The organism is Burkholderia sp. MSMB1588 (assembly GCF_001546925.1).
Classification (GTDB): domain Bacteria; phylum Pseudomonadota; class Gammaproteobacteria; order Burkholderiales; family Burkholderiaceae; genus Burkholderia; species Burkholderia humptydooensis.
Genome location: NZ_CM003770.1, coordinates 969,380 through 988,580 on the forward strand (window position 1 = coordinate 969,380; position 19,201 = coordinate 988,580).

At 69.6% G+C, this 19,201-nt stretch carries 17 protein-coding genes; 10 read left to right on the top strand and 7 right to left on the bottom strand.

Going from position 1 to position 19,201, the window contains the following annotated elements; genetic code table 11:
• Positions 1-6 precede the first annotated feature (6 nt).
• Positions 7-948: a 4-hydroxy-3-methylbut-2-enyl diphosphate reductase gene (ispH, locus tag WS92_RS04040; RefSeq protein ID WP_009917431.1), complete on the bottom strand. Its 942-nt coding sequence runs from the start codon at positions 946-948 to the stop codon at positions 7-9.
• Positions 949-1,332: 384 nt separating this feature from the next.
• On the opposite strand from ispH, the gene WS92_RS04045 reads away from it, so the two are divergent.
• Positions 1,333-2,523, top strand: a complete 1,191-nt coding sequence (locus tag WS92_RS04045) for a glycosyltransferase (RefSeq protein ID WP_006029686.1) — start codon at positions 1,333-1,335, stop codon at positions 2,521-2,523.
• Positions 2,524-2,700: 177 nt separating this feature from the next.
• On the opposite strand, the gene WS92_RS04050 is transcribed toward WS92_RS04045, so the two are convergent.
• Positions 2,701-3,798: a hypothetical protein gene (locus WS92_RS04050; RefSeq protein WP_059933467.1), complete on the bottom strand. Its 1,098-nt coding sequence runs from the start codon at positions 3,796-3,798 to the stop codon at positions 2,701-2,703.
• Between the two features lie 169 nt (positions 3,799-3,967).
• On the bottom strand, positions 3,968-4,975 hold the full coding sequence (gene hpnA / locus WS92_RS04055; RefSeq protein WP_059933464.1) for a hopanoid-associated sugar epimerase: 1,008 nt from the start codon (positions 4,973-4,975) through the stop codon (positions 3,968-3,970).
• Positions 4,976-5,135: 160 nt separating this feature from the next.
• Here hpnA and WS92_RS04060 point away from each other — a divergent pair, with 160 nt between their 5' ends.
• The 3 genes from WS92_RS04060 (at position 5,136) to WS92_RS04070 (ending at position 7,823) form a co-directional block, all read left to right on the top strand.
• The gene (locus WS92_RS04060; protein ID WP_006029683.1) at positions 5,136-5,432 is read left to right on the top strand and encodes an acylphosphatase; all 297 of its coding nucleotides are present in this window, start codon (positions 5,136-5,138) and stop codon (positions 5,430-5,432) included.
• Positions 5,429-6,322, top strand: a complete 894-nt coding sequence (gene rarD, locus WS92_RS04065) for an EamA family transporter RarD (RefSeq protein WP_059933461.1) — start codon at positions 5,429-5,431, stop codon at positions 6,320-6,322. Before WS92_RS04060 ends, rarD begins: the two co-directional genes overlap by 4 nt.
• Before the next feature lie 385 nt (positions 6,323-6,707).
• Positions 6,708-7,823, top strand: coding sequence for an OpgC domain-containing protein (locus WS92_RS04070; protein WP_009915998.1), 1,116 nt, complete (start codon positions 6,708-6,710; stop codon positions 7,821-7,823).
• Between the two features lie 67 nt (positions 7,824-7,890).
• On the opposite strand, the gene WS92_RS04075 is transcribed toward WS92_RS04070, so the two are convergent.
• The 3 genes from WS92_RS04075 to WS92_RS04085 all read right to left on the bottom strand — a co-directional run bounded on the left by WS92_RS04075 (position 7,891) and on the right by WS92_RS04085 (position 11,657).
• Positions 7,891-9,351, bottom strand: a complete 1,461-nt coding sequence (locus WS92_RS04075) for an MmgE/PrpD family protein (RefSeq protein ID WP_059933458.1) — start codon at positions 9,349-9,351, stop codon at positions 7,891-7,893.
• A 41-nt stretch (positions 9,352-9,392) separates the two neighbouring features.
• Positions 9,393-10,472, bottom strand: coding sequence for a porin (locus WS92_RS04080; RefSeq protein WP_015604145.1), 1,080 nt, complete (start codon positions 10,470-10,472; stop codon positions 9,393-9,395).
• A 279-nt stretch (positions 10,473-10,751) separates the two neighbouring features.
• The gene (locus WS92_RS04085) at positions 10,752-11,657 is read right to left on the bottom strand and encodes an HpcH/HpaI aldolase/citrate lyase family protein (RefSeq protein ID WP_015604109.1); all 906 of its coding nucleotides are present in this window, start codon (positions 11,655-11,657) and stop codon (positions 10,752-10,754) included.
• Positions 11,658-11,878: 221 nt separating this feature from the next.
• Here WS92_RS04085 and WS92_RS04090 point away from each other — a divergent pair, with 221 nt between their 5' ends.
• From WS92_RS04090 to WS92_RS04105, 4 genes are all read left to right on the top strand, one after another.
• Complete coding sequence (locus WS92_RS04090; RefSeq protein ID WP_015604095.1) at positions 11,879-12,628, top strand: IclR family transcriptional regulator; 750 nt, start codon at positions 11,879-11,881, stop codon at positions 12,626-12,628.
• Positions 12,629-12,701: 73 nt separating this feature from the next.
• Positions 12,702-13,979 (top strand): CaiB/BaiF CoA transferase family protein, encoded by a 1,278-nt coding sequence (locus WS92_RS04095; RefSeq protein ID WP_059933455.1) that lies wholly within the window; start codon positions 12,702-12,704, stop codon positions 13,977-13,979.
• Positions 13,980-14,043: 64 nt separating this feature from the next.
• On the top strand, positions 14,044-15,051 hold the full coding sequence (locus tag WS92_RS04100; protein WP_059933451.1) for a cyclase family protein: 1,008 nt from the start codon (positions 14,044-14,046) through the stop codon (positions 15,049-15,051).
• A 90-nt stretch (positions 15,052-15,141) separates the two neighbouring features.
• The gene (locus WS92_RS04105; RefSeq protein ID WP_006029852.1) at positions 15,142-16,590 is read left to right on the top strand and encodes an MFS transporter; all 1,449 of its coding nucleotides are present in this window, start codon (positions 15,142-15,144) and stop codon (positions 16,588-16,590) included.
• A 168-nt stretch (positions 16,591-16,758) separates the two neighbouring features.
• Here the strand turns inward: WS92_RS04105 and WS92_RS34220 are convergent, their stop codons facing one another.
• On the bottom strand, positions 16,759-17,091 hold the full coding sequence (locus WS92_RS34220; RefSeq protein WP_162486725.1) for a hypothetical protein: 333 nt from the start codon (positions 17,089-17,091) through the stop codon (positions 16,759-16,761).
• 44 nt (positions 17,092-17,135) lie between these two features.
• On the opposite strand from WS92_RS34220, the gene WS92_RS04110 reads away from it, so the two are divergent.
• On the top strand, positions 17,136-18,584 hold the full coding sequence (locus WS92_RS04110) for an MFS transporter (RefSeq protein WP_059933448.1): 1,449 nt from the start codon (positions 17,136-17,138) through the stop codon (positions 18,582-18,584).
• Positions 18,585-18,595: 11 nt separating this feature from the next.
• The gene (locus WS92_RS04115) at positions 18,596-19,183 is read left to right on the top strand and encodes an isochorismatase family protein (RefSeq protein WP_009915991.1); all 588 of its coding nucleotides are present in this window, start codon (positions 18,596-18,598) and stop codon (positions 19,181-19,183) included.
• The last annotated feature ends 18 nt before the right edge of the window (positions 19,184-19,201 follow it).

Sequence of the window (19,201 nt, forward strand, 5' to 3'; positions counted from 1 at the left end):
TCCTCCTTAAACTTCGCGGGCGACAGCTTGCATGAGCTTCGCCGGCAGCTTGAATTCGACTTTTTCCTCGCGTCCCGACATCGTCGCGACCTCGACCGGGCCGAGCGCGCGCAGCGCGGCGATCACATCCTCGACCATTTCCTCGGGCGCCGACGCGCCGGCCGTGAGGCCCACCGCGCGCGCGCTCGCGAACCATTCGGCGCGGATTTCCGAGCCGTCCGCGACGAGATAGCTCGGCACGCCGCTTTCGGTGCCGATTTCGCGCAGCCGGTTCGAGTTCGAGCTGTTCGTCGCGCCGACGACGAGCAGCACGTCGACCTGTTCGCTCAGCTCGCGCACCGCCGCCTGGCGGTTCTGCGTCGCGTAGCAGATGTCGCGCGTGTCCGGGCCGACGATGTCGGTGAACCGGCGGTGCAGCGCCTCGATGATGCCGCGCGTGTCGTCCACCGACAGCGTCGTCTGCGTGACGTACGCGACGGGCGTGTCGGCCGGCAGCGTCAGCGTGTCGACCTCGGCCTCGCTCTGCACGAGGATCACCTCGGCCGGAATCTGGCCGATCGTGCCTTCGACTTCCGGATGGCCGGCGTGGCCGATCAGGATCAGCCGGCGGTCGGCCGCGACGTACTGGCGCCCCTGCACGTGCACCTTCGTGACGAGCGGGCAGGTCGCGTCAAGGACGTCGAGGCCGCGGGCCTCGGCATCCTTCTCGACGGTCTGGGCGACGCCGTGCGCGCTGAAGATGGCCACGGCGCCGTGCGGCACTTCGTCGAGTTCCTCAACGAATCGCGCCCCTTTATTTCTCAGGTTTTCAACGACGTGCCGATTATGGACGATCTCGTGACGTACATAGACCGGCGCGCCATGCTGTTGCAGCGCGCGCTCGACGATCTCGATCGCGCGGACAACCCCCGCACAAAAGCCGCGAGGCTGGGCAAGGATGACTCGCATATTTGGGCGAACTCCGACGACTGACGCGGGGTGCGAGCGGCCGGCAGACCGGGCCGATCGCCCCAACTTGGATGTTATGAATGCAGGAACGGGCCCGGCACCCCGAAGTAGTCGCGCATTTTAACCCTATCGGCCTTTGCGTGCTTTACCGTTCCTGACGTTGTGGCAATTGGAGCAACCCCGGAGGTCCGGCGCCTGCGCGCGTCAAACCCAGTAAACTAGGCGGTTTTCACCGAACCTTTCGGCTCGCTGACGCCGGAATGCATTGAAGAAGGGGCTGATTCGCATGGAAGTCGATCGTAACGAAACGGGCGCGGCGGCGCGCGCGGCCGCCCGTCCGGACGGCGCGCCGGGCCGCCGTGGCGTGCGGGCGGAGGACCGCGCATGACGCTCATCGTCGTGTTTCTGCTGTCGTGCCTGTCGCTCGCGATCTGGCTGGTGCTGCTGTTCGGGCGCGGCGGCTTCTGGCGCGCGCGCCCCGCGCGGCGGCTGCCGCCCGACGCGCGTGGCGCGGCCGCCGCTGCCGGCTGGCCGGCCGTCGCAGCCGTCGTGCCCGCCCGCAACGAGGCCGACGTGATCGGCGAGGCCGTCCAGTCGCTGGTTGGCCAGGCGTACGAAGGCGCGTTCCACCTGATCGTCGTCGACGACCACAGCACCGACGGCACCGCCGCGGCCGCGCGCGCGGCCGCGGCGGCCGTCGGCCGCGCCGACCGGCTGACCGTGCTCGCCGCGCAGCCGCTGCCCGCCGGCTGGTCGGGCAAGGTGTGGGCGCAGTCGCAGGGGATCGCCGCGGTGCGCTCGCTCGGGCTGCCCGCTGACTACCTGCTGCTGACGGACGCCGACATCGGCCATCCGGAGGACGCGGTTGCGCAGCTCGTCGCGCGCGCGCAGGCCGAGCGGCGCGACCTCGTATCGCTGATGGTGCGGCTGCGCTGCGATTCGTTCTGGGAAAAGGCGCTGATTCCGGCGTTCGTGTTCTTCTTCGCGAAGCTCTACCCGTTCTCGTGGGTCAACGATCCGCGCAACCGGACGGCGGGCGCGGCGGGCGGCTGCATGCTCGTGCGCCGCGACGCGCTCGAGGAGGCGGGCGGCATCGAATCGATCCGCGGCGCGCTGATCGACGATTGCAGCCTCGCCGCGCAGATCAAGCACCGAGGCGCCGGCCGTCACCCGATCCGGCTGGATCTTGCCGATCGCAGCGTGTCCTTGCGGCCGTACGATAGCTGGCGCGACATCTGGAACATGATCGCGCGCACCGCGTTCACGCAGCTCCGGTATTCGCCGGTGCTGCTGCTCGGCACGCTCGTCGGGATGACGATCATCTATCTGGTGCCGCCCGCGGCGGCGCTCGCGTACGGCGCGCGCGCGTGGCCGGCGTGGCTTGCGTGGGCGTCGATGTGCACCGCGTATGCGCCGATGCTCGGCTACTACCGCCGCTCGCCGTGGTGGGCGCCGGCGCTGCCGCTCGTCGCGCTGTTCTACGTCGGTGCGACGGTCGCGTCGGCCGTGCGCTACTGGCGCGGCAAGGGCGGACAGTGGAAGGCGCGCGTGCAGGCGCCGGTGCAGGATCGTTGAGCATCGGCCGGCTGGCGGGGCGGGCGAGCGCTGGCGCTCGCGGGACAACAGGGCGGCCGGCGACGGGGGGCGGGCGGCGCACCCGTCGATTTCCCTGCCGGGCACTTCCCTTTCGAATCGGCGGCGCGGTGCCGTCGCCGGCCACGAGGGCCGCGTCGGACACTGCGCGCCGCCGCGTCACTTCTGCGTGAGCAGCATGTACAACTGGATCACGACATCCGGCGAGAACGTGAACGGTACCCAGCCGTAGCCGCTGTGCCGCGCGACCAGCAGGCGGTCGCCGTTCGCCTGCTTCTGGACCGCCATCAGCGGATTGCGCGTCGTCACGAAGCGCCAGCCGTTCGGCAGTCCGCTCGGCTGCTCGATCGTCATCGATGCGCGCACGTGCGCCAGTTCCTCGATCAACTGGCTGAGCTGCGGCGGCGGCAGTGACACCGAATGCTCGCCGAGCGCGAGCGTGATCTCGTCCTGCGACGGCCGTGCGACGTGCAGCGAAAGCGTGCCGTTCGCGGTTTGTGTCGCCGCAATCGGCGCGGCGGGCTCGGCCATCGTCCGGTTTCGCTCGGATTGCGACGCGAGCGATTCCGCCGTCGCCTTGTAGCTCGCCGCGCGCGCGGCGGCGGTCTCGGCGGCCGAGCGTTCGGTCGTGGCCTGATTGAGCAGCGACTCGGCCGCTTCCTTGTCGGCCGCTGCCCGAGCCGCGGCCTGCTCGGCGGCGGCGCGATCGGCCGCGGCTCGCGCGGCGAGCGCTTCGGCCGCGGCCTTGTCGTCGGCCGCTTGCGCTGCTGCGGCATCCGCCGCGCCGCGCTCGGCCGACGCCTGCTCCGCCGCCTCGCGATCGGTTGCGGCCCGAGCAGCCAGCGCGTCGGCGGCCGATTTGTCCGCCGCCGCTTGCGCCGCGGCCCGTTCCGCCGCGGCGCGATCCGCCGCCGCCTGCATCGCAAGCGCTTCGGCCGCGGTCTTGTCGGTGACCGCTTGCGCGGCGGCCGCCTCGGCCGCCGCCTGGACGGCGACGGCCTGCCTGGCGAGCGCGTCGGCGGCTTCCTTGTCGGCGGCCGCCTGAGCGGCGAGGGCTTCGAGCGTCGCTTGCTCGACGGACATTTCGGCGGCTTGCGCATGCTTCGCGGCGGCTTCTTCGACGGCAGTCTGCGCGGCGGCCTTGTCTGCGATGGCGGTTGCGGCGGCTTCCTGGGCGGCGCTCGCGACTTCGCGCACCGTGTGGATGAGCTGATCGAAGCGGCTGTCGAGCGTATCGATCTGATCGTTCAGGTTCATGCGTGCATTCTCTACGTAAGACCCGCGATTTTACCCGCAGGCCTCACGCAGGTTCGAACGTCGCATGTAACAAAATGCTTGCGATGCGGCGCGCGACGATCGGCGAAGCATCGGCACGCGCGGCCGGGCCGGTTCGGTGCGGCCCGCGCGCGCGCCCGGCGTCTGGTTCTCAGCGCAGGTATCCCGCCTGCCGGAACCAGTCGAGCGCGTCGCGAATGCCTTCGCGGTACGGCCGCGCGCGATAGCCGAGCTCGCGCTCGGCCTTCGCCGACGTGAAATACATCTTGTTCTTCGACATCCTGAGCCCGTCGACCGTCACGAACGGCTCGTGCTTCGTCAGCTTCGCCACCGCCTCCGCGCCGAGCGCGATCGGATACAGCGGCCAGCGCGGCAGCGCGATCGTCGGCGGCTTGCGGCCCGTCAATTGCGCGATGTCCGCGAGCATCGTCTGCAGCGGCAGGTTCTCGCCGCCGAGGATGTAGCGCTCGCCGATCCGCCCGCGCTCGAGCGCGAGCAGGTGGCCAAGCGCGACGTCGTCGACGTGCACGAGGTTCAGCCCCGTGTCGACGAACGCCGGAATCTTGCCGAGCGCGGCTTCGACGATGATCCGGCCGGTCGGCGTCGGCTTCACGTCGCGCGGGCCGATCGGCGTCGACGGATTGACGATCACCGCGGGCAGCCTGTCGTCGGCGATCATCCGCTCGACCGCGCGCTCGGCGAGCACCTTGCTGCGCTTGTACACGCCGATCGCCTGCTCGGCCGTGAGCGGCGACGATTCGTCGGCCGAGGCGCCCGACGGCGTCACCTTCAGTGTCGCGACGCTGCTCGTGTAGACGATCCGCTCGACGCCCTCGGCGAGCGCCGCGCGCATCGTCGCGACCGCGCCTTCGAGATTCGCGCGCTCGATCTCGAGCGGATCGGGCGCCCACAGCCGGTAGTCGGCGGCGACGTGCAGCAGGTAGCGCACGCCGCGCAGCGCGGCGCGCATCGACGCCTCGTCGCGCATGTCGCCCGTCGCGATCTCGGCGTCGAGATCCGCGACGTTCGTGCGCGGGCTGGCCGGCCGCACGAGCACGCGCACCCGGTAGCCTTGCCGCCGCGCGGCGCGCGCGACGGCGGAGCCGACAAAACCGGATGCGCCGGTCACCAGAACGAGATCGCGTTGTGTGTCAGTCATGGTCCTCATGGCCGCGCGGCCGTGCGGCGCGGCGTGTTGTACGTCGTGCGAGATTGTACGTGGTCGCCCCGGATGCGCGGCGCGCGGTTTCGTCGAGCATCGTTCGCGCCGCGCGACTACAATGCCGGGCTTGGATCGACTGGACGACACGGGGGATGCGATGAGCGGCGACGATCTGGACGAGCGGATCGAAACCTATTACGTGCGGGTGCGCGGCGTGGTGCAGGGCGTGGGCTTCCGGCACGCGACCGTGCGCGAGGCGCATGCGCTGAAGCTGCGCGGCTGGGTCGCGAATCTCGACGACGGCTCGGTCGAGGCGATGCTGCAGGGCCCCGCGCCGCAGATCGACCGGATGCTCGCGTGGCTGCGTCACGGCCCGAGCGCCGCGCACGTGACCGAAGTGACGTTCGAGGAGCGCCAGACCGACAAGCGCTTCGAGCGCTTCCAGCAGCATTGAGCGCTGCGGCCGATTATCCGCAGGCGGGGCGCGGGATCGCGCTGTCGGTCGCGGCGTCGGCGCTGTTCGCACTGTTGTCCGCGTACGCGAAGCTGCTCGCGCCGCTGACGGGCCTCGACATCTTCGCATGGCGGATCGTGTGGACCGCGCCCGGCGCGATCGCGGTCGTCGTGCTGCGCGGCCGCTGGCCCGCGTTGCGCGAGCTGCTCGCGCACGCGCTCGCGAACCGGCGGTTCGCGCTGTCGCTCGCCGCGAGCGCGGGGCTGCTCGGCCTGCAGCTCTGGCTGTTCCTGTGGGCGCCGCTGCACGGCCGGATGCTCGAGGTGTCGCTCGGCTACTTTCTGCTGCCGCTGACGATGGTGCTCGTCGGGCGCTTCCATTACCACGAACGCTTGAGCGGGCTGCAATGGCTTGCGCTCGCGTGCGCGGCGGCGGGCGTCGCGCACGAGATCTGGGCGACGCGCGCGTTCGCGTGGCCGACGCTCGTCGTCGCGCTCGGCTATCCGCCTTACTTCGTGCTGCGACGCCGCGTGAACGCGGATTCGCTCGCGCTGTTCTCGGTCGAGATGCTCGTGCTGCTGCCCATTGCGGCCGCGACGCTCGCGACGGGCGGCACGAGCGTCGCCGGCCGGCCGCTGTTGTGGACGATGCTGCTGCCGGGCCTCGGCGCGATCAGCACGCTCGCGCTCGCGAGCCATCTGAAGGCGAGCCGCATGCTGCCGATGGCGCTCTTCGGGATTCTCGGCTACGTCGAGCCGGTGCTGCTCGTCGCGGTCGCCGTGCTCGTGCTCGGCGAGGCGCTGTCGTGGCAGCAGCTCGCGACGTATGCGCCGATCTGGGCGGCCGTCGCGCTGACCGCGTGGCACGGCTTCCTGATCGCGCGGAGGTAGGCGGGCGCGGTCGGTTGTCGACCGATTCTCCCCGCGTGAATTGCCTCCGGCCGCGACAAGCACGCCGCATGCCCGCGCATATCGGTGGCCCGCGACGCGCGCTGTAATCCGCCTAAAGATTTCGTTGCATTTTGTTACTTAGGGCATACCCTGAGCGGCGATTAGAATTTTTAAGACGATTTCCTTCGCTTCCTCTTTCGCCCACGGGCCCGCCCATGAACGGTCATGTCTTCACGTCGCAGGGGCGCTGCTCCTTCACGTCGGCGCATTGCCGCGCATTCCGCCGGCATTCGCGTTCCGTCGCGGCCAAACGGTTCGCGATCCTGATTTCCCTGTTTCCCGTCGGGCGCCCGGCGTTCGCCGCACGCATCGGCCCGGCTGCGCGATGAGCGGTTCCGCGATGTCATCGCCCGCGCCGGCCGGCCGCTCGATCGAGGTCGATTTCTTTCGTGGCCTGGTGTTGCTGACGATCGTCGTCGATCACATCGGCGCGAGCGTGCTGTCGCGCGTGACGCTGCACGCGTTCGCGCTGTGCGACGCGGCCGAGGTGTTCGTGTTCCTCGGCGGCTTCGCGACCGCGAGCGCGTTTCTCGCCGTCAGCGCGCGTCACGGCGCGGGCGCGGCGCGGCGGCGCTTCGTGCGCCGCGCGGCGCAGATCTACCGCGCGTTTCTCGCGACGTCGACGCTGATGCTTGTCGTGTCGGCCGTGCTCGATCACTACGGCATCGACGCGCCGAACATGGCGCTCGACGACATCAGCGTGCTGCTCGCGTCGCCGCTCACCGGGCTCGTCGAACTGCTGACGTTCAAGCGGCAGCCGTATCTCGCGGCGGTGCTGCCGATGTACGTGCTGTTCGCGCTCGCGACGCCCGCGATCGTGCCGCTCGCGCGCGCCAGGCCGTGGTGGCTGCTGTTCGGCAGCGTGCTGCTGTGGAGCTGCGCGCCGTGGCTCGCGGCGCAACTCATCGACACCGATTCGTTTCGCTGGAGCTTCAATCCGTTTGCGTGGCAACTGATGTTCGTGCTCGGTGCGCTCATGCGCTGCTGGCCGCTGCACCGCGACGTCGCGACACGGCCGGGCGGCGCGGCGATCACCGCCGTCGCGCTAGCGATCGTGCTCGCATGCGCGTACTACAAGCTGTTCTCCGGGCTGCCGCTGCCGGAGGGCGAGCTCAAGCGCCATCTCGCATGGCCGCGCGTGATGAATTTCGTCGCGTTCGCATGGCTGATGGCCGAACTTGTTCGGTACGGCTGGATTGCGAGGATCGCGCGAGCGGCGCAGCCCGTCGTCGCGGTCGGGCAGCGCGGGATGCTGTGCTTTGTCGTCGGCGCGGCGATCTCGCTGACGCTCGATTCGGTGCTGCACGGCATGCACGGCAGCGCGCGCATGCCGCAGCTCGGCGTCGGCCTTGCCGCGGACGCCTGCGCGCTCGCGCTGATGCTGACCGTCGCGCGCTCCGGTCTGCTGTTCCAGCGCTGGCGCAGGAGCGTCGCCGCGTGAAGCGGGCGAACGTGACGCGCCAGAGGGCCGCTCCGCGCGCGTTCGTCGCCCGCCTCGCGCGCGTCGCTCATCCTGCGGCGAAGAGCGGCGGCAGCGTCGCGACGTCCTGCAGTTCGTCGAGCCGCCACAGCCGGTCGAGCGCCGTGCGCATCCGCTGTGCGCTCAGGCGCGCGCCGCCGTTCTTCACGAATTTCGCTTCGAAATCCTCACGACGCATCGGCCGTGTCGGCGAGCCTGGCAGATCGTCGATCTGCTGCGCATAGACCGCGCCGTCGCGGCAATGCGCGGTCACGCGATTCGCCGCGCGCGCCGGGTAGCCTGCCGTCAGCGCCGGATCTTCCTCGACGCGGATCTTCGCGATCAGCGCGCGCAGCGCCGGATCGCGCAGCGCGGCGTCCGAGAAGCTCGTGGTCCGGATATCGCCGTCGAGCATCGCGCGCGCGACGACGTACGGCAGACTGTGGTCGGCGGTTTCGCGCGTCGACGGCTTCCATTTCTCCGGCTCGCTGCCGGCCGTCACGTAGCCGACGCGTGTCGTGTGCACGTCGATGCGGCGAATCCGGCTCAGGTCGCCCGCTTGCGACGCGACGTCGATCGCGGCCGGAATCGCGGTCTGCGTAAAGCCTTGCGCCGGGTAGTACTTGACGAAGCAGCGCGCGATCCTGAACGGTTCGCCGCGTCCGCCGAAACGGCTCGTGTCGAGCTCGAACGGCCCCGACACCTGCCGGAAGAAACCCGCCTCGCCCTCGAAGATCGGCGACGGCCCGGTGAGCCCCGCGCGCGCGAGCAGCGTCGAGAACACCGCGTTGCGCGCGGCGTCCGCGTCGGCAAGCGCTTTCCAGTTCGACAGTTCCTGCACGCGCGTCTGGTTCAGCGCGAGATGGCTGTTGAGCGACAGGTTCACGGCCTGCGTGAGCGAGTCGACCGGCATGCGCATCAGCTTGCCCGCCGCGAGCGCGGCGGCGGGCAGCGAGTAGCACGTGTGGTCCCAGCCGCGCGGGCTGATCGCGGCCGCGTCCATCAGCCGGCACGCGATCTCGTACGCGAGCGCGATCGACAGGATCAGGTCGCGGCCGCTCGCGTGCTGCGCCTCGGCCACCGCGACGCACGCGGCGATGTTGTCGCTCGGATGGCCGATTTCGCGGCCCGCGTATGCGTCGTTGAAGTCGAAATAGCGCAGCGCGGTGCCCGTCGCGAACGTCGCGAGATCGGGGCTCGTTCGCTCGGCAGTCCCGATGATCGTCGACGGTCCGCCGCCGATGCTGCGCGCCGCGTCGCGCGCGATGCGCACGGGCGGCTCGTCGAGCGCGGCGAGCGTGCAGCCGAGCGCGTCGATCAGATGCGACTTGACGGTGTCGATCGTCGCCGAGTCGAGATCCTCATAGCGCAATCCCGCCGCGTATTCGGCGAGCTGCCGCGCGAGCGTGGGCGCCGGCGCTGCGTTCGGTTGTGCGCGCGCGCGAAGCGGTGCGAGCGTCGCGGCAAGCGGCAGGCCGGCTGCGGCGGCGAGGAAATGGCGTCGATTCATGGTGGCGTGGCTCCTGTGGTGAAGGGATCGAGGCGCGCGGCTCAGAACAGCTTGCGCACGCCGACGGCGACGCCCGCGCTGCCGGAGCGGCCGCCGGCAAGCGAGTAGTGGAGGAAGCCGTAGTTGTAATCGTCGAAGTCGAGCGCCGCGTGGCGCGCGTAGCCGGCCGCCGCGTACAGCGTCGTCGTTTTCGATGCGAAGTAGTTGAGCTGCAGCGTCGCCTGTTGCGGCGTGCCCGATGCATGCTGCGCCGTCGGCGTGCGCGCCGGGTTTTGCGCGCGCACGCGCTCCGCGTACAGCGCGCCGATCAGTTGAACGACCGGCGTGATCGCCTGACGCACGCCGATCCACCAGAACGTGTAGCGCGTGACGACCGCCGGCGTCGCGACGCCGCCTTGCCCATGCGCGACGCCCGCGATCAGTTGCGTCGCCTCGAAGGTCAGCATCGCGGCGGCCGCGTAGCGGCGGAAATGCGCGAAGCTGCCGGCTTGCGGCGTGTGCACGTCGTCGTACGCGAACGCGAACGACAGCGCGCCGCCCGTGTAATCGAAGCCCGCGCCGTGCGCGGCGCTCGCCTGGAATGCGCCCGGCTCGTTGCTGAACGCGTAGTGCGCCTCGAACGTCATCGGGCCGACCGTCGCGAGATATTTGACGACGTTGTTCTCGCGGAAGTTGATGCCGATGATCGCACCATCCGGTTCGTACAGCGTCGAATACGCGCCCGTCGGCGAGTAGTGCTCCATGATGTCGAACAGCGTCGTGTACTGGCGGCCGAAGCGCAGCGTGCCCCAGCGCGGATGCTCGAGTGCGACCCACGCGGAACGGTCGAAGCCGCCCGCGCCCGTGCCGGTGCCGTTGTTCAGGTTGATGCCGCTCTCGAGCCGGAACGCGGCGCGCCAGCCGCCGCCGAGCGCCTCGGCGCCCTTGATGCCCCAGCGCGAGCCACTCTTGCCGCCCGAGCCCATCCGCGCGAGCGCGGCGGGCTCGCCTTTCGCACTCGCCTGGTTCGTCGCGTACTCGATGTACGCGTCGGCGACGCCGTAAAGCGTCACGCTCGTTTGCGCGCATGCGCCGGCCGAGACGAGGCCCAGTCCGCACAGCGCGGACAGTCGTTTATCCATCGTTGTCTCCACCTATGTTTCCGCTTTTTCTTTCTTTGGGATCGTTCTTCGTCGTGCTTGCTGCTGTCGCTGCTACTTCGGCTTGCGACCGGTGCCTTCGCCGTGGTCATGGCCGCCGCAGCCGCCTGCATCGTCGCGGTCGAGGCGGCGATTGCCGGTGGCCGGCAGGTCGGCATCGAACACGGTCTGTCGTGCGCGCGGCGATGCGACGCCGCCCGGTCATCGCTCCGGACCGGGCGTGTGCGTTGGCCGCGGGCGCGTATCGGATGGCGGCGCGCGTCACGCTGCCGCGCTTCGTCGCGGGCGGCGCGCGATCGCGTCGGCGCGCGCGAGCACGTTGCGCGCGTGCGCGACGCCCGGCGCGTCGACCATCCGGTTGCCGACGCGCAGCGCGCCGCGGCCGTTCGCGCGCGCGTCGTCGTAAGCGGCGACGACCTCGCGCGCGGCGCGGACCGCGGCGTCGGACGGGCGAAACGCGCGATTGAGCACGTCGACTTGCGCAGGATGGATGCAGGTCGCGCCGGCGTAGCCGAGGTCCGCCGATTCGCGCGCGAGCCGCTCGAACATGTCGAGGTCGCGAATTTCGTCGAGCCCGCCAACGAGCCCGAGCGGCTGAATGCCCGCCGCGCGCGCGGCGATCACGAGCAGTTGCTTCGGCACGCGCAGCACGTCCGCGCGCGCCTCGGCGCCGCAGTGCAGCGCGAAATCGCCGCCGCCGAGCATCATCGCGGCGATGCGCGGCGACGCGCGCGCGATCCGCTCCATCGCCTGGAATGCGCCGGGGGTTTCGATGATCGCGACGATCCGCGTGTGGCCCGCGGCGATGCCGTGCTCGGCTTCGAGCGTGTCGAGCAGTTCGTCGATCGCCTCGACATGCGACGCGCCGCGCACCTTCGGCAGCACGACGCCGTGCACGCCCGCCGCCAGCGCCGCGCGCAGGTCCGCGACGAGCGGTTCGAGCGGTCCGTTCACGCGCACGAGCACCTCGCGCCCGGCGGCGGCGAGGCCGCCCACCGTATCGGCGAGACCGTCGCGCGCGGGCGTCTTCCATTCGGGCGGCACGCTGTCTTCGAGATCGAGGATCAATGCGTCGGCGTCGCAGTCGGCCGCCTTCGCGACGAAGCGCGGCACGTGCGCGGGAACGTAGAGCAGCGAGCGCCAGACCGGCTCGTTCGATGTTTTCATGTCTGTTCTAAAAAATGAAAGTCACTTTCATTTTTGTCGATTGTGGCGTAACGTCAAGTCTGTCGTTAACCCTGATAATCATGAGTATCGGGTAAACATCGACGTGTTTCTGAAACCTGATCCGTTGTTTTTCAGACGTTCGTTTGTATAATGAAAGTGACTTTCAAAAATTTGATTGCGGCCGACCCGCTGACCGGAAAGGCCGTGACGACGAGGCAGACATGACGAATCAGACGGATGGCGGCGTGGCCGCGGTCAATCGGGCGCTCGCGGCGCTCGTCGCGTTCGGCGAAGCGCCGGGCGGCCTGACGCTCGCTCAGGTCAGCGAAGCGTCGGGCGTCAACATGAGCACGCTGCTGCGGATGTTCGAGTCGCTCGAACGGTTTCGCTTCATCAAGCGGCTCAACGACGGCCGCTACGTGCTCGGGCCCGCGGTGTTCCAGCTCGGGATGATGTATCGCGAGTCGTTCCAGTTGCGCGAGCACGTCGTGCCCGTGCTCGACGCGCTAGGCGCGGAGACGGGCGAAACGACCGCGTTCTACGTGCGCGAGGGCGACCAGCGCGTGTGCCTGTTCCGCATCCATCCGCGGCGCGCGGTGCGGACCTATCTGCGCGAGGGCGATCGCTATCCGCTCGACGTGGGCGCGGCGGGGCGCGTGCTGCTCGCGTTTTCCGGCGCGCGCGGCGGCGGCTTCGACAAGACGGCCGCGCAGGGCTATGCGGTGTCGCTCGGCGAGCGCGATCCGGACAGCGCGGCGATCGCGTGCCCGGTGTTCGGCGTCGGTCGCTCGCTGATCGGCGCGCTGTCGCTCGGCGTGCCGCGCTTTCGCTTCAACAAGAAGGTGCAGGCCGATTATCTGCCGCGCGTGCAGGCCGCCGCGAACGCGCTCACGCATGTGCTCGGCGGCGATCTGCCATCGGCGGCGGGCGTCGCGCAGGTCGTCGATCTGTTCGGCGCGGCGCACGAATGACATGAGAACGGCGGCGGCCGGCATGCGGCCGGGCGTCGGCCGGTGACGGACCGGATTCGAATCGGGGGCAACGATGGATGTTCGACAAACGCAGGCCGAGGAACGCGCGTCGCCGCGCCGCCGCGCGGACACGGGGCCGATTCACGCGAAGCGCTTCGACGCCGACGCGCGCGGCCCGCTTGCGGGCGTGCGCGTCGTCGATCTGTCGAGGCTGATGGCGGGCAACATGCTGAGCCTGCAGCTCGCGGATTTCGGCGCCGACGTCGTGAAGGTGGAGAACGAGCGCGGCGACACGCTGCGCGCGGTCGGCGCGGGCGGCGTCAGCACGAACTGGAAAGTGTACGGGCGCAACAAGCGCAGCGTGTGCGTCGATCTGCGCTCGGCCGATGGCATCGACATCGTGAAGCGGCTCGTGCGCGATGCCGACGTGTTCGTCGAGAGCTTCAAGCCGGGCGTTCTCGAGCAGATGGGGCTCGGGCCGGACGTGCTGCTGGCGCTGCGTCCGTCGCTCGTGATCGCGCGCATTTCCGGCTGGGGGCAGACGGGCCCGTACCGGCACAAGCCGGGCTTCGGCACGTTGGCCGAAGGATACGCGGGCTTCGCGTCGATCAACGGCTTCGCGGATCGCGAGCCGGTGCTGCCGCCGATGTTCCTCGGCGACATGACGGCCGGGCTGTCTGGCGCGATCGCGGTGCTGGTCGCGCTGCACGCGTGCCGCGACGGCGCGCGGGGGCAGGTGATCGACGTGTCGCTGTTCGAGCCGCTGTTCTCGATTCTCGGGCCGGCCGCCGCGAACTACGTGCTGACGGGGCGCGTGAAGGAGCGCACCGGCAGCCGCTCGTCGAACACCGCGCCGCGCAACGCGTACCGCACGCGCGACGACAAGTGGCTGTGCCTGTCGAGCTCGACGCAAGGCATGGCGGAGCGGCTGTTTCGCGCGATCGGCCGCGCGGACCTGATCGATGATCCGCGCTACGCGACGAACGTGCAGCGCGTGCAGCACGCGGGCGAGCTCGACGCGATCGTCGGCGCGTTCGTCGCAGCGCGCGATCTCGCCGACAACCTCGCGTTTTTCGAGAAGGCCGGCGTGACGGTCGGGCCGATCCTCGACATCGCGCAGATCGTTCAGGATCGCTACGTGATCGAGCGCGAGGCAATCGTCGAGTTGCCCGACGACGACGTCGGCAGCTTGCCGATGCACGGTGTCGTGCCGCGCCTGTCCGGCACGCCGGGCGGTTTCAGGCGGGCCGCGCCGAAGCTCGGCGAGCACAACCGCGAGATTCTGTTGCCGTTGCTCGGCGCGCACGAGTACGCGCGGCTGGCCCGGAACGGCGTGATTCGGCCGGAATGAGGCCGCTTGCCGCGCATCGTGCCGCGTACGCGGCGCGATGCGGCACGATCAAGGAGACGCATCGATGGAACGAAGATGGAAACGGCGCCCGGCTGGGTCGAACTGGGGTGAATTTGGAGATGAGGACCAGAAGGGTCGGCTGAACTGGCTGACGGAGGGGAAGGTGCTGGAGGGGCTGTTGGAGGTGAAGGTGGGGAAGGTGTTTTCGCTGAGCCTGCCGCTGGACGTGCCGCGGGGTGGAGGGCTGAACGCGCGGCGGCAGCCGCCGCGGGTGATGGCGGCGCAACTGGGGGGGCGTCCGTACTTTGGGTATAGGGCGGACGAATCGGCGCGCAACGCGACGGACGTGGTGTGCGACGACGCGTTCTGCGTGCACTCGCAGTACTCGACGCAGTGGGATGCGCTGTCGCACGTGGGCGGGGTGTTCGACGCGGACGATGATGGGCATGCGGAGGTGGTGTTCTACAACGGCTACCGGTTGGGGGAGCACGTGGTGGTGCCGAAGGAAGGGGACAGCGAGGGCGGCGCGCATGCGCTGGGGATCGAGGTGATGGCGCAGACGGGGGTACAGGGACGTGGAGTGCTGATCGATCTGCGGCACCACTACGGAGACGGGCGGCGCAAGGTGGGCTACGACGCGCTGATGCGGGTGCTGGAGGCGGACCGTGTGGAGGTGGAGCGCGGGGACATGGTGTGCGTGCACACGGGGTTCGCGGAGAGGTTGCTGGGGGAGGAGGCGGGAGCGTTGACGGGGTGTTGCGTGCTGGACGGGGAGGACGGGCGGCTGCTGAAGTGGGTGGACGAGAGCGGGCTGTCGGTGCTGGCGGCGGACAATCACGCGGTGGAAGAGCGGCCCGGGGTGTTGAAGTCGCGGGAGAGCCCCGGCGCGCTGATGCCGTTGCATGAGCTGTGCCTGTTCAAGCTGGGGATTCACCTGGGCGAGTTGTGGAGGCTGACGCCGCTGGCGGAGTGGTTGCGTATGGCAGGGCGCAGCCGGTTTCTGCTGACGGCGCCGCCGCTGCACATTCGCGGGCTGGTCGGCTCTCCTGTCAATCCGGTCGCGACCGTCTGAATTCGCGGCATCGGCCTGAATCGTCAGTATTCCCATTCGATTTCGAATAACCCGGCGCGCTCGGCGACGCCGGATCATGGAGGAGACGCCATGTCGGACGTTCAAGCTGCGTCGCTCGCGGCGCGCATCGATCGCCTGCCCGCAACCGCGACGATCTGGAAGCTCGTCTGGGTGCTGAGCATCGGCGGCTTCTTCGAGGTGTACGACCTGTTCCAGATGACTTACCTGCCCGCCGGCATGATACGGGACGGCATTTTTCATGCGGGCGCGCGCGGCGCGTTCGGCATATCGGATCAGGGCGCGCTCGGCGCGGTGACGTTCGCCGGCCTGTTCGTCGGCGAGATGTTCGTGTCGCGGCTCGCCGACCGCTTCGGCCGCCGCGCGCTCTTCACGGGCTCGCTGCTGCTCTACACGGCCGCGAGCGTCGCGATGTGCGTGCAGTCGACCGCGCTCGGCGTGCTCGTATGCCGCTTCGTCGCGAGTTGCGGGGTCGGCGCGGAGCTGATCACGATCGGCGCGTTCCTGTCGGAGCTCGTGCCGAAAGCCGTGCGCGGCCGCGCGTTCGCCGTGTGCTTCGCGATCGGCTATCTCGCGATGCCGGTGCTCGCGTTCGTGTCGTGGCTATGGGTGCCGCACGCGCCGCTCGGCATCTCCGGCTGGCGCTGGGTCGTGCTGCTCGGCGGCAGCGGCGCGGCCGTCGTCTGGTGGCTGCAGTCGCGCTTGCCCGAGTCGCCGCGCTGGCTCGCGGAGCGCGGCCGCGCCGCGCAGGCCGATGCGATCCTGAGCCGGCTCGAAGCGTCCGTCGAGCGCGAGGCCGGCCGGCCGCTGTCGCCCGTCGACGTGCCGCGCCACGCGATTGCATCGTCGCGCCGCGCATCGATGTGGGACGCCGACAATCGCGGCCGCACGGCGATGCTGATCGTGTTCAACGCATTCCTGAGCATCGGCTTCTTCGGCTTCAGCCAATGGCTGCCGACGCTGCTCGCCGCGCAGGGCGCGTCGGTGACGAAGAGCCTCTGGTATGCGTTCGTGATCGCATTCGCGTATCCGGTCTCGCCGTTCGCCGCCGCCGTGCTTGCGGACCGGATCGAGCGCAAATGGCTGATCGTCGCGAGCGCGTTCGGCGTCGCGCTGTTCGGCACGGGTTTTGCGATGTCCGCGCATCCCGCCGCGGTAATCGCGTTCGGCGTGCTCGTCACGCTGTGCAACACGGTGCTTGCGAGCAATGCGACCGCATACCAGTCCGAGGTGTTCCCGACCGGGATCCGCAGCCGCGCGCTCGGCTTCGTCCATTCGATCGGGCGGCTCACCGGCATCGCGAGCAGCTTTCTCGTCGCGCTGCTGATCGAGCATGCCGGCGTGTCGTCGGTGTTCGTGCTGATCGGCGCGAGCATGGCGATCGTGATGCTGTCGATCGGCGCGTTCGGGCCGCGGACGAACAACCGCTCGCTCGAGGACATCGTCGGCCACGCGGACGGGCGCGCCGCGAGCGGCGAGCGCCGCGCGGCGTCGGGCGATGCGCGGCAGACGATCGGTTGATGCGCTGGCCCGGCTGGCGAATGGCTCCGTCGCACCTCGATGTGCAACACATCGGTGTGCGACACGGCACAACACAACACGGCACGGCGACGACGCCTCGCGAAGCGGGGCCGCGGTCCGTTCGTTGCGCGGCATCGCACCGGTTTCCTTCGGTGGGTTCGTCGATCGTCATGCACGAAAACGATGCATGAGCAGTGCGCGCAAACGCGAGACACAGCGATCGATAGATGAAGCGTTCGCGTAATGCCTGCGCACGCCTGTTTCGTTTTTGGCATGCGTTTCGGGATCGGAACGCCCCCTCATCACGCGCGTCCATGCCGCGCGTTCGTTGCCTGCATGCACTGCTGCAGCGCGCCAGCGCAGCCCGGAAAGCCTGTTCCGGAAACGCACTAAACCGCGCGCGGCGCTGGTCCGGCGCGGGGCGCGCATTCCCCGCATGAATGTGTGCATCGCAACAATCCATTTCAAATGGTGCGTGCGAATCGCTATCGTGAACGCCACGTTCAACTCCGATTGCGTCCGAAGCGGCGCCACGCGAAGCCACCATGAAGCTGGACCGAAGCGATACCCTGACCGATGCGCACGGCGGCGCGCCTGGCAAGAGCGGACTCTCGCTGCCGCGCACGCTCGTGCTGCCGATTGTGCTCGGCACGCTGCTCAACGCGCTGAATTCGTCGATGATCGCGGTCGCGCTCGTCGACATCCGGCGCGCGTTTTCCGGCGGCGGCGATGTCGACGTCATGTGGCTCGTGTCAGGGCTCTATCTCGCGACCGCGGTCGGGCAGCCGATGATGGGCCGGCTTGCGGACAGCTTCGGCGCGAAGCGGATCTTCCTCGCCGGGCTCGCGATCGTGCTGGCCGCCGCCGCGCTGGCGCCGTGGGCGCCGTCGCTTGGCTGGCTCGTCGCGGCGCGCGTGATGCTCGGGATCGGCACGTCGGCCGCGTACCCGGCTGGCATCGCGATGATCCGCGCGTGGTCGCAGCGCCATGCGCAGGGCGCGACGCCGACGAGCAGCCTCGGCGCGATCTCGATCGCCGCGCAGGTGGCCGTCGCATTCGGCCCGCCGCTCGGCGGCCTGCTCGTGCAGTACGCCGGCTGGCGCGGCGTGTTCTGGGTCAACGTGCCGCTCGTCGTCGTCGCGTTCGTGCTCGGCATGACGTGGCTGCCGGCCGACGCTCCGCGCGCGGGGCAACGCCGTGCGACGCTGCGCGAGCAGGACTGGCTCGGCGCCGCGCTGTTCGTTGCGATGCTCGCGAGCCTGCTGTCGTTCCTGCAAACCGCGTTCGATGCGCCCGACTGGCTGCTGCTCGGCGCATGCATTGCGTTCGGCGCGCTGCTCGTCGGCCACGAGCGCCGCGTCGCCGAGCCGCTCGTCGACGTCCGGATGCTCGCCGGCAATCGCCCGCTCGTCGCGACGTATCTGCGCTGCATCGGCACGTACATGGTGTTTTACGCGATCTTCTATTCGCTGCCGATGTGGCTGCAGGACGTCAAGGGCCTTGCCGCGCGCGACGCCGGCCTCGTGATGCTGCCGATCTCGGCGTTCGGCACGATCACGACGCTCGTCGCGACGAGGCTCACGCATCGCCGCGGATCGCGCCCGGTGCTGGTGTTCGGCTCCGCGATGCTGTGCGTCGGCTGCGGCGTGATGGCGCTGATGTCGGCCGACATGCCGGTATGGGTGATCGTCCCGCTGTCGATCGTGTTCGGGATTCCGAACGGATTCAACAATCTCGGCAACCAGGCGACGCTCTACCGGAGCGCGCCGGGCGAGCGGATCGGTGCGGCGGCGGGACTCTACCGGACCGCGCAGTACGTCGGCGGCGGCTTGTCGTTCGCGCTCGTGGGCATCGCGTTCGGCCGTGCGGCGAGCGATCGCGGGCTGCACGCGCTCGCGCTCGCGCTGCTCGCCGTCAGCGCGCTGCTGCTGTTCAACGCGGCGTCGAGCCCGCACATCGACGCGGCCTCTCAACCCATTCCCCAACAGAAGTGAGACCGATTGACATGTCCATTCCTACGCTCAATCCGACCGTTGCCCTCGTGGCGATCGACCTGCAGAACGGCATCGTTTCGCTGCCCGTGGTGCCCCAATCGGGCGGCGACGTGGTTGCGAAGACGGCCGAGCTTGCGAGCGCGTTCCGCGCGCGCAAGCTGCCGGTGATCTTCGTGCACACGAGCTATCAGCCGGACGGCGCCGTCGCGCTGAAGGTGAAGACCGGCGTGCCGCCTTCGCCGCCGAACCTCGATCCCGAATGGAGTGCGTTCGCGCCGGCGCTCGGCGTGCAGCCGCTCGACGTCGTCGTCACGAAGCATCAGTGGGGCGCGTTCACGGGCACCGATCTCGACGTGCAGCTACGCCGCCGCGGGATCACCGACATCGTGCTGACCGGCATCGCGACGAACATCGGCGTCGAGTCGACCGCACGCCAGGCTTACGAAAACAACTACAACGTCGTCATCGTCAGCGACGCGGTCAGCACCTGGTCGACCGACGCGCAGACCTTCGCACTCACGCAGATCTTCCCGAAGCTCGGGCAAGTCGCGACGGCGTCCGACGTCGAGGCGGCACTGGAGACGCAGCAGGCGCGCTGAAGCGGCCAGCCCGCGCAA

Coding starts and splice junctions, on each gene's coding strand:
- WS92_RS04050 (WP_059933467.1), bottom strand. CDS start 3,798: ATGAACCTGAACGATCAGATCGATACGCTCGACAGCCGCTTCGATCAG.
- WS92_RS04090 (WP_015604095.1), top strand. CDS start 11,879: ATGACGAATCAGACGGATGGCGGCGTGGCCGCGGTCAATCGGGCGCTC.
- WS92_RS04075 (WP_059933458.1), bottom strand. CDS start 9,351: ATGAATCGACGCCATTTCCTCGCCGCCGCAGCCGGCCTGCCGCTTGCC.
- WS92_RS04060 (WP_006029683.1), top strand. CDS start 5,136: ATGAGCGGCGACGATCTGGACGAGCGGATCGAAACCTATTACGTGCGG.
- WS92_RS04100 (WP_059933451.1), top strand. CDS start 14,044: ATGGAACGAAGATGGAAACGGCGCCCGGCTGGGTCGAACTGGGGTGAA.
- WS92_RS04045 (WP_006029686.1), top strand. CDS start 1,333: ATGACGCTCATCGTCGTGTTTCTGCTGTCGTGCCTGTCGCTCGCGATC.
- WS92_RS04110 (WP_059933448.1), top strand. CDS start 17,136: ATGAAGCTGGACCGAAGCGATACCCTGACCGATGCGCACGGCGGCGCG.
- WS92_RS04070 (WP_009915998.1), top strand. CDS start 6,708: ATGAGCGGTTCCGCGATGTCATCGCCCGCGCCGGCCGGCCGCTCGATC.
- WS92_RS04085 (WP_015604109.1), bottom strand. CDS start 11,657: ATGAAAACATCGAACGAGCCGGTCTGGCGCTCGCTGCTCTACGTTCCC.
- hpnA (WP_059933464.1), bottom strand. CDS start 4,975: ATGACTGACACACAACGCGATCTCGTTCTGGTGACCGGCGCATCCGGT.
- WS92_RS04115 (WP_009915991.1), top strand. CDS start 18,596: ATGTCCATTCCTACGCTCAATCCGACCGTTGCCCTCGTGGCGATCGAC.
- ispH (WP_009917431.1), bottom strand. CDS start 948: ATGCGAGTCATCCTTGCCCAGCCTCGCGGCTTTTGTGCGGGGGTTGTC.
- WS92_RS04080 (WP_015604145.1), bottom strand. CDS start 10,472: ATGGATAAACGACTGTCCGCGCTGTGCGGACTGGGCCTCGTCTCGGCC.
- WS92_RS04095 (WP_059933455.1), top strand. CDS start 12,702: ATGGATGTTCGACAAACGCAGGCCGAGGAACGCGCGTCGCCGCGCCGC.
- WS92_RS04105 (WP_006029852.1), top strand. CDS start 15,142: ATGTCGGACGTTCAAGCTGCGTCGCTCGCGGCGCGCATCGATCGCCTG.